The sequence below is a fragment of the Mycobacterium sp. genome, from assembly GCF_035640695.1.
Lineage (GTDB): Bacteria > Actinomycetota > Actinomycetes > Mycobacteriales > Mycobacteriaceae > Mycobacterium.
In genome coordinates, this window is the sequence record NZ_DASQVQ010000028.1 from 14,675 (window position 1) to 27,475 (window position 12,801).

The following is a 12,801-nucleotide window of genomic DNA, read 5'->3' on the forward strand; positions in this document are numbered from 1 at the left end:
TTGGCGCGCTGGTGCGCTGCATCGACGGCTCATCGATGGTCCGACCCTGGAGCGCTACGCGCGCGGCACCTCCTGGGGCCGGGACACAGCTTGTCGGCACCATCCCGGCTCGCGCGGCGGGTTGATGCGCGCCGGTGGCGACGCCCACAGGAAGTCGCTCACGTTCCGTTCACCCATGTCCGTCGCCTTCCTGAGTTTGCCACCTCGACCGCAACGCGCGACGACGCAGCTGCGCTGTGAATGTGGTGATGTGACCGGTGTCCTCGAGCACGCTCATGATGCCGTGGGTCAGAAGGGGCAGTTGGTGGTCAGCGAGCACGTCGGGCGGCTCGACTCTGTCGTGGTTGCCCGAGAGCACCGGGGTCGGGATGTCGATGTCGGATAGTCCGGCCGAGACACCTTGCACCAGAGGGTATTTCGGCCATGCCGCTGCTCGGCGGTCAAGTTGTTCTGTGGAATCGACCGGCCTGGCGTCCCGCGCGCGGCGAGCGCTTGCGCGACCTTACCGCCCATGGAGTGCCCAACAACCACGTAGTCGGTGTATCCCAAGGTGGCGATCACCGCTTGTGCATTGTCGGCGAGATCGCAGGGAAGTTGTGTCGTGGCCGGCCATAGCGGCTACGCTTTGGTCCACCGGCGCGCAGGTCAACCGGGCGCAGTTGTCGAGACCTTTGGGGTGGACATGATTCGCGAAGTGCTCATCGCCGCTGCAGTCGCGGGCGCGGCAATCGGTACGGCTCCGGTCGCCGCCGGCGACAACGAGGAGAACATCTACTTCGATAAGCCCGGTCACTATGGCAGCGACGTGCCGAACATGAATTACGACGCCAGCCTCGGGGCGCCTTGCGACAGCTGGGAGCGGTTCGTCTTCGGGCGCGGCCCGGGCGGCCAGGCCGAGGCATGCCACTGGATTCCAAACCAGTGGCCGCCGGTGACTACCGGGTTCTGGACCATTTCGTATCCGCTGTACGGAGTGCAGAACCCGGGTGCGCCATGCCCCGGCCCGCAGTCGGCGGCGCAATCCCCCGATGGATTACCGATGCTGTGCCTCGGCGACCAGGGCTGGCAGCCCGGGTGGTATACGGGTAGCGGCTTCTGGCCTCCAGACTGACCGTCGTACCGGCGTTGGCGCCAGTGAGGCCGCGGCATGACTGAACGCATCGAGGTGGCGCGGACCATTGCCGCGCCGGCCGACGAGATTTTCGCGGTGCTGTGCGATCCGCAGGGACACGTCGCGATCGACTCGACCGGGATGCTTCAGGACGCCGACGGCGAGCCCGTCGAGGCCGTTGGTGACAGCTTCGTCGTGCACATGGATCGTGAATCGCTCAACGACTTCCCCGAGATGGGAAAGTACGACGTCACGGTTTCGATCCGCGAATTCGAACCCGACAAGCTGATCGCCTGGACGGTGCTCGGCCGAATCCGGCCACAACTCGGACACCTCTACGGGTATCGGCTCGAGCCCTCGGAGGACGGCAAGAGCACCCTCGTCACCGCGTTCTACGACTGGTCCGGCATCGACCCCAAATGGCGCGAGGCAGCGATCTTTCCGGTCATTCCGGAACGCGCCCTTCGGGCCACGCTCGGCATCCTTGACCGCACGGTGCGGCGCGGCTATCCACGCGGCGTGCGGCTGCTCTAAGTTGGCCGAAACGACGCCATCACCGGTTCGGACCAGTCGATTCGGTAGCCGGTTTCCGCCCCGATCGTCTTCTCGACATTCATCGTCTTGAACACCAGCGGCAAGATCACCGGCATCAGTTTGCGTGCCAGCGGTCCGGGCGCCTTGGTGAAATTGATCTTCGCGCCGCGCGCGGCGATCTTCTCCACGCGTGACCGGCGCACGCCCTCATATGCCGCGAAAGCCGAACTGGCATCGGGGAAGTCACGTAGGCAGCGCGCCACCTCAATCGCGCTTTCGATCGCCAGCGACGCGCCCTGACCCGTGCTGTTCGACGGCGCATGGACGGCATCGCCGACGAGCACCATCCGGCCGCGATGCCAGTGCGGCACCGGCGGCATGATGTGCAACGCCCCGGCGACGTCGAGCGTCTGCGGTGCAGTGCCCTGCACCAGCAACGCACCGGGATCGTCGTCGGCGTACGTCTCGCGCAGAATCCGCAACCACTCTTCGGGCGCAACCGTGCGGGCTTGCGTCACCGTCAGATAGCGCTCGGAAGGCAGATTCGCGCCCCACGACACCCGGCCGTCCGGTTCCGGCCAGTACAGGTAGTAAGCGCGGCGGCCAAACACGAACGTCATCACGCCCGGCTCCAGACCCAAATCCGCGTCAACCACCCCGCCGAAACCGAGCATGCCGGTGTACTTGGCATTGGGGGCCTGCGGATCGACCAGCCGCCGCACAGTGGACCGAACGCCGTCCGCGCCGACCAGGATGTCAGCCCGGGCGGTGCTGCCATCACCGAATGTGGCCTTCACACCGCCATCGGATTCGTCGATACCGACCAGGCGCTTGCCGTAGGCGAACGGGACGTCGGCCGCGGACGCCCGTTCGTGCAAGATCCGATGCAGGTCACCACGGTCGATCACCCGCCGTGGCGGCACTTCGTGAAGCTGCGGCATTTCCACGGGGCCCTTGCGCGCGAACGACATGACCGAACGCGTGATCGGGGTGGCCGCGGCACAAACGGCATCGGCTGCACCGATAATTTCTAGCGCCGCAAGGCCATTCGCTTCGAGTGCCAGCTTCCCGCCGATGCCGTTCGATGCTTCCGGATAGGCCTCGTAGACCTTGGCTGCGATGCCCGCCTTGTGCAGCGCGGCCGCCGCGACGGGCCCCGCGATGCCGCCGCCGATAACCAGTGCGCTTCGTACTGTGGACAAGGTTCTCTCCTTCAATTGCGGTGACGGCTACGCCACCGACAGCGGTCGAACCAATCCCGGCACAGAACCCAGCTATCCTGATCGGTGCCACCTCGTGGCCGGGCTTGCTCTGGCGAGATCGGTCTCGGGGAATCCCGGTCGCGGTGTTGCCGCACCGCGACCGGGTTGGTCAGTGCGGTGTCGCCCCCCTCTCCGCTAGTTCGGCCAGTTCGGTCGACATCTCGCCGGTGGCGTGGAAATTCCGCCACTGCGCGAGATACGGGTAAGTGCCAGAGGTAAGTTCGTCGAGCAGCGACCCGATCCACGCCGCCTCGGCCTCGAGCATCGCGACGGTGTATTCGCTTTCGACGAGGAAAAGCCTTGGCACACCGTCATTCTCGGCCTTTTCAGCCTGGGCTCGTTCGGTGGCGATGGCGGCGTTCAGCGTGCCGAGCCTCGACTGCAGCAGGGTGACCACTTCGTCGGGAGGCAGGAGCGACAGCACCGAGAGGCCGGCGGCGAAGCTCGGTTGTTCGGGTTGCGGTTCGCATAGGAGCTCCCGGGTCCAGTCGATCAGCTCATGGCGGCCCGCGGCGGTGATGCGGTACACCGTGCGCTCGGGGCGGGCGCCCTGCCGGGTGCTGCCGATCTCCTCAAGGAATCCGTGCTTGGCCAGGTTGCCGACGACGGTGTACAGCGATCCCCACTTGACGTGCATGTCCTTGTCTTTGCCGCGCGCCCGCATGATCGACGCCATCTCGTAGCGGTGCATCGGCCGCTGCACGACCGTCGCGAGCACGGCGAGCGCCATCAAGTTGTCGACCTTGCGTTTCGTGGCCATTCCGTGCTCCCAGCAATACTCGTCGACGAATATACGTAGGCGAGTAAGACTGCGTCAAGGGCGCGGGTGACGCCTCAGCGATTCAGCAGCGAGATCAGCGCCTGGTTGAGTCGGCGCCGGGGCCAGCCCGTCATTCCATCGGCGCGCAAGGCAGCCAGCGCGGCGTTGCGCCCGCACGACCCGTGAACGGATCCGCCCGGATGGGCCGAGGCGCTGCCGAGATACAGGCGCTCGATGGGCGTCTCGGGTCGCGCCAGCCCCGGCGTCGGGCGGAAGATCAGCTGCTGCTGAATTTGGGCGGTACCGCCGTTGACGGCGCCGCCGTACAGGTTGGCGTCCGAGTCTTGCAGATCCGACGGGCGCTGCACGAACCGGCCGATCACGTGGCCGAGGAAGCCGGGCGCATGCTCCTCCACCACTCGGTCGACGGACTCGGCCAGTTTGTCCGCCGACGCGTCGTCAATCACCTCTCGCGGCAAGTGTGTATAGGCCCAAGCGCTTTCGGTTCCGGCCGGCGAGCGGCTGGGGTCGGCGGTCGTCATCTGGCCGAGCAACATGAACGGATGGTCGGGGACGACCTCGGTGTTCAGGTCGGCCATCCAGCGAACCAGCCCGTGAGCGTCGGCACCCAGGTGCACGGTGCCGACGCTTTTCAGGTTCTGCGAGCGCCACGGGATCGGCGCGTCCAGGGCGTAATTCACCTTCACAACCGGTGTGTCCCAGATGAAGTGGTCGAGATCGCGCAGCATCCGCTGCGGAACCGCCGCCCGCGGCAGCAACTCCCGGTACAGCCGCGGCGCGGACACGTCGGCGACAACCGCCCGGCCGGCCGTTACCGTCCGGCCACCGCCGGTGCGGACGGCGACCGCGCGTCCGCCGCGCACCTCGATGCCGGACACCTCTTCGCCGCAACGGATTTCGGCGCCCGCCGAGCGGGCCCGGTCCATCAACGCCGCCGTCAGCTGCCCGGCGCCGCCGACCGGTACCGGCCATCCGCCGTCCTGCGCCATCATCGTCAGCAGGAAGCCCATCGCGCCGCTGCCGGGCGCATCGACCGGGACGTCGGCATGCATCGCGTTGCCCATCAGCAGCAGCTTCGGTGCTTCGCCGTCGAACAGTTCGTCGCCCATCACGCCTGCGGGCAACATCAACAGCCGCACCAGCCGCAAGGCCTCAGCCGTTCCGAGCTTCCGCAGCAACTGAATCGGCGCGCGCAGCGGTGGGAACGGCAGCAGCAGCGAATTGACCAGCGGGGCCTTGATTTTCTGCCAGAGCTCCACAAGCCGCCACCAGTTGTCGCCGTCGCTGTGTTCCCGCCGGGCGAACTGCTCGGCCGTGCGCGCGGGGTCTCGGTAGATGACGGGTGCATCGGCATCGTCGCCGCGGCGCGGGTGTCCGACCACCACCGGGGCATGCGACCAGCGCAGCCCGTGCTCCTCGAGATGCAACCCGCGAATGGCGGGCGACGCCAGCGACAACGGATAAAACGCGCTGTAGAGATCCGTTACATATCCTGGAATCAGCTCGGCGCTACGCACCGCACCACCCGGCTCATCCCCGGCCTCCAACACCAGCACGTCCCAGCCCGCGTCGGCGAGCGTCGCGGCGGCCACCAATCCGTTGTGGCCCGCCCCGATCACCACCGCGTCGGTATCGCCGGAAACGGTCACGCTGCTAAACCTCGCTGGGCTGCTTGTGTTCCGCGATATTCGCGAGCCGCCACAGGCACTCGCGATTGCGCGGCGCGAATGCGGTGTGCTGCACGGCCGTCGGCAGCAGCTTCGGCGGTCCGCCGATGGCCACCTCGTCCATCTCGACGCGGCAGCCGCCGGGGATCTCCGTCAGCCGCATGGTGATCCGCGCCTCGCCGACCGGCCAGATTCCGGCCCGCAGCACCAGTTGCTGCAGCGGGACGCAGTCTTCCGAGACGGTCTCGTCGTTGATGACCAACGGCCACGGCCCGACCGAGTGGCAGATGCGGGTGCCGGGCGCGGGCCAGTCCTTGTCGACGGCGCGTATCCGGCTGGCCCCGACGACCCAGTTCGCATACAGCCAGCCGTCGGCCAGCACGTCCCATACCCGCTGGGGCGGGGTCGCTATGTCTCGTGTCACTGACATTCGCTTGCATCCTTTCGTCCGAGTTCGGTACCGGATACCCGCACCGACGGAAATGACGCGCGCCGTACGTCAACTCTGGGTTGACGATTTGGGGTCGTCAACCTAGAGTTGACGCATGACTTCGCCCGCGCCCATCGACTCTCCCGTCCGCCTTGACGACCTGATCAACGCGATCAAGAAGGTGCACACCGACGCGCTGGACCAATTGGCCGACGCGGTGCTGGCCGCCGAGCACCTCGGCGAGCTCGCCGACCACCTGATCGGCCACTTCGTCGACCAGGCCCGCCGATCCGGCGCGTCGTGGACCGACATCGGCCGCAGCATGGGCGTCTCGAAGCAGGCCGCCCAGAAGCGGTTCGTGCCGAAGCCGGAGGCGGCGCTGGACCCGAACGCGGGCTTCGCGCGGTTCACCCCGCGGGCGCGCAGCGTCGTGGTGTTCGCTCAGAACAAGGCTCATGCGGCCGGAAACGCCGAGATCCGGCCCGAGCACCTGGTCCTGGGTCTGCTCGAAGACCCGGAATCGCTGGCGATGAAGGTCATCGCCGGGCAAGGCGTGAGCGTCGACAACGTGCGCGGCGCCGTGACCCTGCCCGAGCGTGTCGACAACCCGCCGGCGCTGGTTCCGTTCAACGGTCAGGCCCGCAAGGTGCTGGAGTTGACCTTCCGTGAGGCTCTTCGGTTGGGCCACAACTACATCGGCACCGAACACATGCTGCTGGCGCTGCTCGAACTCGAAGACGGCGACGGGCCGTTGCACCGAGCCGGCCTCGAGAAGGAACCCGTCGAGGCGAACTTGGGCAAGGTCTTCGACGAGATCCTGAAGGGGCGCGCCGAGCAAGGCGAGCAATAACCGGACCTCACGTCGCGACGCCGCGCACCGTCTACAAGATGTGGATGTGAAGGTGCGACCGTTCGAAGACGTGGTGGCCCAGCATGGCGCCACGGTGCTGCGGGTGTGCCGCGCGGTGCTCGGCCCGGTCGACGCCGACGACGCGTGGTCGGAGACGTTCCTGTCGGCGCTGCGCGCGTACCCGGATCTGCCGCGCGACGCCAACGTCGAAGGCTGGCTGGTGCGGATCGCGCACCGGCGGGCCATCGATGTCGTCCGCGCCCGCTCCCGCCGGCCCGTCCCCACCGAGGCCGTGCCGGAACGGCCTGCGACCAACGCGGATCCCGCCAGCCGCGACGACGGCGTCTGGTCGGCGGTGCAGCGGCTGCCGGACAAACAACGACGCGCGGTGGCATACCACTACATCGCCGGCCTGCCCTACGCCGAGATCGCCGAGTTGATCGGCAACTCCCCCGACGCCGCCCGACGCGCCGCGGCCGACGGCATCAAGACCCTGCGAAAGATATACCCGGAGGAAACGTCATGACCGCCAACATCTTTGCCGCCCCAAACGAGGCGGCCACACTCGCCCGGCTGCACGCCACGCTGGAGCGCAAGGCCACCGACGCCGGCCTACTCGACGTCGCCTACCGCACCATCGACACCCCGGTCGGCACGCTGCTGCTGGCGAGCACCGGCATCGGCCTGGTCCGGGTGGCCTACGACGTCGAGGACCACGACGCGGTACTGGCCAAGCTGGCCGACGCCATCAGTCCCCGGGTGCTGCGTGCACCCGGCCGTCTGGACGCCGCGGCCCGCCAACTCGAGGAGTATTTCGCCAAGCGGCGCACCACGTTCGCGCTGCCGGTGGATCTGCGACTCGCCGACGGCTTCCGGCGCAGCGTCTTGGCGCACCTGCGCGACATCGGCTACGGCCATCGCGAGACCTACGCGCAGGTGGCCGCGGCCGTGGGGAATCCCCGGGCGGTGCGTGCCGTCGGCTCGACGTGCGCGCACAACCCGCTGCCGGTCGTCATCCCGTGCCACCGGGTGGTGCGTTCGGACGGTTCGACGGGCCAGTACGTCGGCGGGCGTGCCGCGAAGTCGGCGCTGCTGGAACTGGAAGCGGCCTAGCCGTTGGCGGGAGTACGGTCGCATCATGAAACTGGACGACGACGCCCGCGTGCTCATCGGAGCCGGCGCGGACGCCACGCTGGTCACCCTCAACCCCGACGGCAGCCCGCAAGTCAGCGTGGTGTGGGTGGCGCTGCAGACCACCCCGGACGGCGACGACGAGTTGGTCACCGCGCACCTGCTGGAACACCAGAAGGTCCGCAACGTCCGCCGCGACCCCCGGGTCGCGGTGACGGTGCTGTCCACCGACCGCAGCGCGCCGATGACGCCGTATCTGTCGATCAAGGGCACCGCGCGCATCGAGGAGGGCGGCGCGCCCGAACTGCTCGCCGAGCTGGCGAAGACCATGATCGGCCGCGATGCCCACTTCCCGCCGCCGGACGCACCGCCCGGCTACCTGACCCGCATCACGATCGAGCAAGTCGGCGGCATGGGTCCGTGGGCCGGCTGACGCCCGGCTTCGGCTAACCGTCCTGTGGGCACCCGGCCGATGTGCCAAGATGCGAGGGCAGCCAAGGAGGGATGATGCGCCGATACGCGCCGGCCCTGGTAGCCGCCATCGTTACGGTCGCCGCCGTCCTCGCACCGCCGGCGCACGCCGACGCCCCGATCGGCAACAAGGGCGACACGCTGCGCGTGCAGTACACCGAGCCCAACCTCGGCGAGGTCATCGCCGACGTCACGGTCCACGACGTGCTGCCGGCCGACGCCATCCCGCCGGGCTGGGGCTGTGACCAGCCCGGCACCGGTCATTCGCTCGGCCCGCCCTGCCGCGGCTGGCCGTGGCGCGGGCTGGTGACCGTGCAACCGATCAAGGTCCCCAGCCCCTACATCCTGTCGGTGATGTTCACGTTCGACGGCGTCACCCCGTACGCCGACGCCTACACCTCGCGACACACCGACGCCCCCGACGCGCTCGACACCGCGCTGCTGCGCGCGTCGCCGGGCTCGCCCGTCAGCGGCGCGGTGTACTGGGACGTCTGGCGCGGGCTGGTGACGAACGTCGTTCTGCTGGACAAGAAGTCGGGCAGCCACCTGGCCCAGTGGAATTTCTGGCAGCCGGGATCGCCGCTACCGTAAGGTCGCATGGCTGTGCAAGTCGCGGTGGCCGGAGCCGCCGACGCCGACGAACTCGCCGCCGTCGCGGCGCGCACCTTTCCGCTGGCCTGCCCGCCGTCGTTGACGCCGGACGACATCGTCAAGTTCATCGACGCCAACCTGTCTGCGGCGCGGTTCACCGAATACGTCGCCGACCCCGCGCGTGTTGTTATCGGCGCGCACCGGGACGGACGAATCATCGGATACGCCATGCTGATTCGGGGCGTGCTCGACGACGCCGACGTGCAGCGTGCCGTCACGATCCGGCCGGCCGCCGAGCTGTCCAAGATGTACGTGCTGCCCGACAATCACGGCGGCGGCGTCTCGGACGCGTTGATGGACGCCGCACTGGCGCACGCCAGGGATTTGGGCGCCCGGTGCGTGTGGTTGGGCGTCAACCAGAAAAATCAGCGGGCGCAACGGTTTTACGCCAGGCACAAGTTTGCGATCGCCGGCACCAAGACCTTCCGGATCGGCGACGCGATCGAGAACGACTACGTCATGGTGCGCCCGCTGTAGCCGGCGGCATCGGCGGCGGCATCGTCGTCAACGCCAGCAGCCTCGACGTGGCGCGCAGATACTTCTTCCGGAAGCCGCCGGCCAACATCTCGTCGCTGAAGATGGTGTCGAGCTTGGCTCCCGACGCGACGACCGGTATCCCGGCGTCGTACAGCCGGTCGGTCAGCGACACCAGCCGCAGCGCGACGTTCTGGTCGTCGACGCGATGCACACCGGTCAGAAACACCGCTGTGACGCCGTCAATCAACGCCAGGTAGCGCGAAGGGTGCATGGTGGCCAGGTGATCGCACAACGCGTCGAAGTCGTCGATCGTGGCACCGGGGACCGACTCGGCCCGCGACCGCACCCGCGCGTCCGTCAACGGCTCCGGCGCCGGCGGCAGATCGCGGTGCCGATAGTCGGGTCCCTCGATCCGCACGGTGTGGAAAATTGCTGAAAGAGCACCGATTTCGCGTTGGAAGTCCGCCGCGGCGAACCGTCCCTCGCCGAGCTGCTCGGGCAGCGTGTTGGAGGTCGCGGCCACCGACACGCCGCGGGCGACGAGTTCGGACAGCAACCGTGACATCAGCGTGGTGTTGCCGGGATCGTCCAGCTCGAACTCGTCGATGCCGACCATGACGTAGTCGGCCAGCAGTTCGATGCATTCCGCGTAGCCGAACACGCCGGCCAGCTGGGTCAGTTCACCGAACGTCGAGAACGCCTTGGGGGCGGTGTCCGGCAGCGCGAAGTAGATCGACGCCAGCAGATGCGTCTTGCCGACGCCGAAACCGCCGTCGAGGTAGAGGCCCGCGCCGGCAAGCACCGCCGGCTTGCCGAACAGCCGTCGCTTTCCCGCCCGGCGCGCCACGGCCACCTCGCAGAACTGCTTGCACGCCTGCACTGCCGCGGCCTGGCTGGGCTCGGCCGGGTCGGGACGGTAGCTGTCGAAGCTCACCGCCGCGAACGTCGGCGGCGGTGCCAGGTCGCGGATCAGCCGGTCCGCCGACACCGTCGGATGCCGGTCCACCAGGTGGGCGGGGCCGCGGTCGACGGGGGCGTGCATGCTCGCACCTTAATGACATGCTGCAATCAAGCCTGTGTCCGACGACGACGCAGCGACGCAGTTCACCGTGCTCGGTGTAGCCACCGCGGTCGATACCGCCGGGCTCGCCGACCTGTATGCCTATCCCGCCGGCTTGAACGGCTGCTGGGTGCGGGCGAACATGATCGCCAGCCTCGACGGCGGCGCAACCGTTGACGGCCGCGCGGGCGGGCTCGGCGGCGCGGGTGACCGGGCACTGTTCAAGGTCATGCGCGAGGTCGCCGACGTCGTGCTCGTCGGCGCGGGCACGGTGCGGGCCGAGAACTACTCCGGCGCGGTCCTGACCGTGGCCGGCCGCCAGCGACGGCAGCGACGCGGCCAAGGCGAAATCCCGCCGATCGCCGTCGTCACCGGGTCCGGCGCGCTGGAACCCGACAGCAAGCTGTTCACCCACACCGAGGCGCCGCCGCTGATCTTCACGACCACCGTGTCGTTCGAGGCCACCCGTGACCGGCTGCAGGGCAGGGCCGAGGTGATCGACGCGTCGACATCGGACCCGATCGCCGTCGACACCGCGGCGGTGGTGGCCGAGTTGGGCCGGCGTGGGCTGTATCGGGTGCTGTGCGAGGGCGGCCCGACGCTGCTCGGCGACATCATCGGGCACGGTTTGCTCGACGAGCTCGGATTGACCATCGCGCCGATCCTCGTTGCCGGCGGCGCACCGCGCGTCGCCGGCGGCAGGGCGGCCGTGACGGCGAATCTCCGCGCGGTGCACATCCTGACCGATGCCGAAGGGTACCTTTACACGCTGTTCGGCCGGGATGCGTAGGACTGTCGCTACTCTGGGCTGCATGCCTGGGCCAGCTCAGCGTGCGACGGTCGCCGTCGCGGTTACCGCGTTGCTGGCCGCGTGTGCGCCGGGCCTGGCCGCAAATCCGCGGTATGCCACCAACTCCGACAACCACCCGCGCGGCGCTGTCAACACCACGCCCCCGCCCAGCGGTCCGCCGAAGATCGGCGCCCCCAAGAACGATCTGGCCTGGCACGACTGCACGTCGCGGGCGTTCGGCGCCGCGGCGGCCACACCGCCCGTCGGGGTGACCCTGGACTGTGCGAACTACGACGCCGACCTGGACCCGATCAACGGCGCCACCGGCACACTGAGCATCGGCGTGATGCGCGCCCGCTCGCCGCAAACGCCGCCGGACGCCGGGCCGCTGGTCATTACCACCGGGTCGGACCTGCCGTCGTCGCTGCAGCTGCCGGTGTGGCTGTCACGGGCCGGAGGCGACGTGCTGAAGAGCCACCCGATCGTGGCCGTGGACCGGCGCGGGATGGGCACGTCGGCGGCGATCGAGTGCCGCGATCCGTTCGACCGCCGCGAGATGCGCGACCAGGCGCAGTTCGAGTCCGGCGACGATCCGGTGGCCAACCTCGGCGCGATCTCGACGACGGCGACGACCAGTTGCACCGACACCATCGCGCCGGGCGACTCCGCCTACGACAACGCGCACGCCGCCGAGGATCTCGAACGGCTGCGCAGCACGTGGGACGTGCCGGCGCTGGCGCTGCTCGGCATCGGCAACGGCGCCCAGGTGGCGTTGGCCTACGCCGGCTCGCATCCGGGCAAGGTGGCCCGGTTGATCCTGGACTCGCCGATCCCGGCGGGCATCAGCGCGGAGGCGGCCGCCGAACAGCGCGTCAAGGGTCAGCAGGCCACGCTCGACGCGTTCACCTCGCAGTGCGCGGCGGCGCCGAACTGCCCGCTGGGCCCCGACCCGAAGGGCGCGGTCAATTCGCTGCTGGCCACCGCGCGCGGGGCCCGCGGTCCCGGGGCGGATTCGGTCGCGGCGGTGGTCTCGGCGATCACCACCGCGCTGGCGTTCCCGCACGGCGACCGGGTCTCGACGACCAACGGCCTCGCCGCCGCGCTGGCGGCCTCCCGGTCGGGCGACACCAATCAACTGCGAAACCTGATCAACCAGGCCGAATCGGTGCGCGGGACGGACGGCCAGTTCATCAACGGCTGCAGTGACGCGCTCAACCGTCCGACCCCCGACCGGGTCCGCGAGCTGTACGTCGCGTGGGGCAAGCTCTATCCGCAGTTCGGCACGGTCGGCGCGCTGAACCTCGTCAAGTGCCTTAACTGGCCCAGCGGGTCGGCGCCGCAGGAACCGAAGAACCTCAAGATCCACGTGCTGCTGCTGGGCGGGCAGTTCGATCCGATCGCCGGCAGTGACGGCGTCGCGGCGTCGGCGGCGACGATCATCAACGCCGGTGCCAACAGCAAGCGGGTGATGTGGCAGGGCATCGGGCACGGCGTGAGCCTCTACTCGGCGTGCGCGATGCCGCCGTTGATCGGTTATCTGGACAGCGGCAACCTGCCGCCCACCGATACGTACTGCCCCGCTTGAT

General features: G+C 68.8%; 16 protein-coding genes. 10 read left to right on the top strand and 6 right to left on the bottom strand.

Translation table 11 applies throughout. The features are described from left to right. Positions 1–169 precede the first annotated feature (169 nt). Positions 170–406, bottom strand: coding sequence for a hypothetical protein (locus tag VE759_RS03435; protein WP_324928245.1), 237 nt, complete (start codon positions 404–406; stop codon positions 170–172). Between the two features lie 276 nt (positions 407–682). Here VE759_RS03435 and VE759_RS03440 point away from each other — a divergent pair, with 276 nt between their 5' ends. Both VE759_RS03440 and VE759_RS03445 read left to right on the top strand, forming a co-directional pair. Continuing rightward, positions 683–1,111, top strand: a complete 429-nt coding sequence (locus VE759_RS03440) for a hypothetical protein (RefSeq protein ID WP_324928247.1) — start codon at positions 683–685, stop codon at positions 1,109–1,111. Positions 1,112–1,147: 36 nt separating this feature from the next. After that, the gene (locus VE759_RS03445; RefSeq protein ID WP_324928249.1) at positions 1,148–1,645 is read left to right on the top strand and encodes an SRPBCC family protein; all 498 of its coding nucleotides are present in this window, start codon (positions 1,148–1,150) and stop codon (positions 1,643–1,645) included. Here VE759_RS03445 and VE759_RS03450 read toward each other — a convergent pair. The 4 genes from VE759_RS03450 to VE759_RS03465 form a co-directional block, all read right to left on the bottom strand. Further along, entirely contained in the window at positions 1,642–2,847 is a 1,206-nt protein-coding gene (locus tag VE759_RS03450) for an FAD-dependent monooxygenase (protein WP_324928251.1), read from the bottom strand. The two genes, VE759_RS03445 and VE759_RS03450, sit on opposite strands and share 4 nt — an antisense overlap. 169 nt (positions 2,848–3,016) lie before the next feature. After that, positions 3,017–3,667 carry a PadR family transcriptional regulator gene (locus VE759_RS03455; RefSeq protein WP_324928253.1) on the bottom strand — a complete coding sequence of 217 codons (651 nt, stop codon included), beginning with the start codon at positions 3,665–3,667 and terminating at the stop codon, positions 3,017–3,019. Between the two features lie 74 nt (positions 3,668–3,741). Continuing rightward, positions 3,742–5,337 (bottom strand): NAD(P)/FAD-dependent oxidoreductase, encoded by a 1,596-nt coding sequence (locus VE759_RS03460; protein ID WP_324928255.1) that lies wholly within the window; start codon positions 5,335–5,337, stop codon positions 3,742–3,744. Between the two features lie 4 nt (positions 5,338–5,341). Then, complete coding sequence (locus tag VE759_RS03465; protein ID WP_324928257.1) at positions 5,342–5,785, bottom strand: SRPBCC family protein; 444 nt, start codon at positions 5,783–5,785, stop codon at positions 5,342–5,344. A gap of 115 nt (positions 5,786–5,900) precedes the next feature. Between VE759_RS03465 and VE759_RS03470 the strand changes: the two genes are divergently transcribed. The 6 genes from VE759_RS03470 (at position 5,901) to VE759_RS03495 (ending at position 9,365) form a co-directional block, all read left to right on the top strand. Next, positions 5,901–6,635, top strand: coding sequence for a Clp protease N-terminal domain-containing protein (locus VE759_RS03470; RefSeq protein WP_324928259.1), 735 nt, complete (start codon positions 5,901–5,903; stop codon positions 6,633–6,635). Positions 6,636–6,681: 46 nt separating this feature from the next. After that, the gene (locus tag VE759_RS03475) at positions 6,682–7,161 is read left to right on the top strand and encodes an RNA polymerase sigma factor (protein ID WP_324928261.1); all 480 of its coding nucleotides are present in this window, start codon (positions 6,682–6,684) and stop codon (positions 7,159–7,161) included. Beyond that, entirely contained in the window at positions 7,158–7,748 is a 591-nt protein-coding gene (locus VE759_RS03480) for a methylated-DNA--[protein]-cysteine S-methyltransferase (RefSeq protein ID WP_324928262.1), read from the top strand. The genes VE759_RS03475 and VE759_RS03480 overlap by 4 nt, the downstream gene beginning before the upstream one ends. Positions 7,749–7,773: 25 nt before the next feature. Next, the gene (locus VE759_RS03485) at positions 7,774–8,199 is read left to right on the top strand and encodes a PPOX class F420-dependent oxidoreductase (protein WP_324928264.1); all 426 of its coding nucleotides are present in this window, start codon (positions 7,774–7,776) and stop codon (positions 8,197–8,199) included. 74 nt (positions 8,200–8,273) lie between these two features. Beyond that, positions 8,274–8,828: a hypothetical protein gene (locus VE759_RS03490; protein WP_324928266.1), complete on the top strand. Its 555-nt coding sequence runs from the start codon at positions 8,274–8,276 to the stop codon at positions 8,826–8,828. 6 nt (positions 8,829–8,834) lie between these two features. Continuing rightward, on the top strand, positions 8,835–9,365 hold the full coding sequence (locus VE759_RS03495; RefSeq protein WP_324928268.1) for a GNAT family N-acetyltransferase: 531 nt from the start codon (positions 8,835–8,837) through the stop codon (positions 9,363–9,365). Here the strand turns inward: VE759_RS03495 and zapE are convergent. Then, positions 9,346–10,407 carry a cell division protein ZapE gene (zapE, locus tag VE759_RS03500; RefSeq protein WP_324928270.1) on the bottom strand — a complete coding sequence of 354 codons (1,062 nt, stop codon included), beginning with the start codon at positions 10,405–10,407 and terminating at the stop codon, positions 9,346–9,348. The two genes, VE759_RS03495 and zapE, sit on opposite strands and share 20 nt — an antisense overlap. A 34-nt stretch (positions 10,408–10,441) precedes the next feature. On the opposite strand from zapE, the gene VE759_RS03505 reads away from it, so the two are divergent. Together VE759_RS03505 and VE759_RS03510 are read left to right on the top strand one after the other, a co-directional pair. Next, positions 10,442–11,215, top strand: a complete 774-nt coding sequence (locus tag VE759_RS03505; protein ID WP_414687826.1) for a pyrimidine reductase family protein — start codon at positions 10,442–10,444, stop codon at positions 11,213–11,215. 22 nt (positions 11,216–11,237) lie between these two features. Further along, positions 11,238–12,800 carry an alpha/beta fold hydrolase gene (locus VE759_RS03510; protein WP_324928272.1) on the top strand — a complete coding sequence of 521 codons (1,563 nt, stop codon included), beginning with the start codon at positions 11,238–11,240 and terminating at the stop codon, positions 12,798–12,800. The last annotated feature ends 1 nt before the right edge of the window (position 12,801 follow it).

What these genes read in the sequence shown, in the direction of transcription:
- VE759_RS03440 (WP_324928247.1), top strand. Translation starts at nt 683, where the DNA reads ATGATTCGCGAAGTGCTCATCGCCGCTGCAGTCGCGGGCGCGGCAATC.
- VE759_RS03445 (WP_324928249.1), top strand. Translation starts at nt 1,148, where the DNA reads ATGACTGAACGCATCGAGGTGGCGCGGACCATTGCCGCGCCGGCCGAC.
- VE759_RS03455 (WP_324928253.1), bottom strand. Translation starts at nt 3,667, where the DNA reads ATGGCCACGAAACGCAAGGTCGACAACTTGATGGCGCTCGCCGTGCTC.
- VE759_RS03465 (WP_324928257.1), bottom strand. Translation starts at nt 5,785, where the DNA reads ATGTCAGTGACACGAGACATAGCGACCCCGCCCCAGCGGGTATGGGAC.
- VE759_RS03470 (WP_324928259.1), top strand. Translation starts at nt 5,901, where the DNA reads ATGACTTCGCCCGCGCCCATCGACTCTCCCGTCCGCCTTGACGACCTG.
- VE759_RS03480 (WP_324928262.1), top strand. Translation starts at nt 7,158, where the DNA reads ATGACCGCCAACATCTTTGCCGCCCCAAACGAGGCGGCCACACTCGCC.
- VE759_RS03485 (WP_324928264.1), top strand. Translation starts at nt 7,774, where the DNA reads ATGAAACTGGACGACGACGCCCGCGTGCTCATCGGAGCCGGCGCGGAC.
- VE759_RS03490 (WP_324928266.1), top strand. Translation starts at nt 8,274, where the DNA reads ATGCGCCGATACGCGCCGGCCCTGGTAGCCGCCATCGTTACGGTCGCC.
- VE759_RS03495 (WP_324928268.1), top strand. Translation starts at nt 8,835, where the DNA reads ATGGCTGTGCAAGTCGCGGTGGCCGGAGCCGCCGACGCCGACGAACTC.
- zapE (WP_324928270.1), bottom strand. Translation starts at nt 10,407, where the DNA reads ATGCACGCCCCCGTCGACCGCGGCCCCGCCCACCTGGTGGACCGGCAT.
- VE759_RS03510 (WP_324928272.1), top strand. Translation starts at nt 11,238, where the DNA reads ATGCCTGGGCCAGCTCAGCGTGCGACGGTCGCCGTCGCGGTTACCGCG.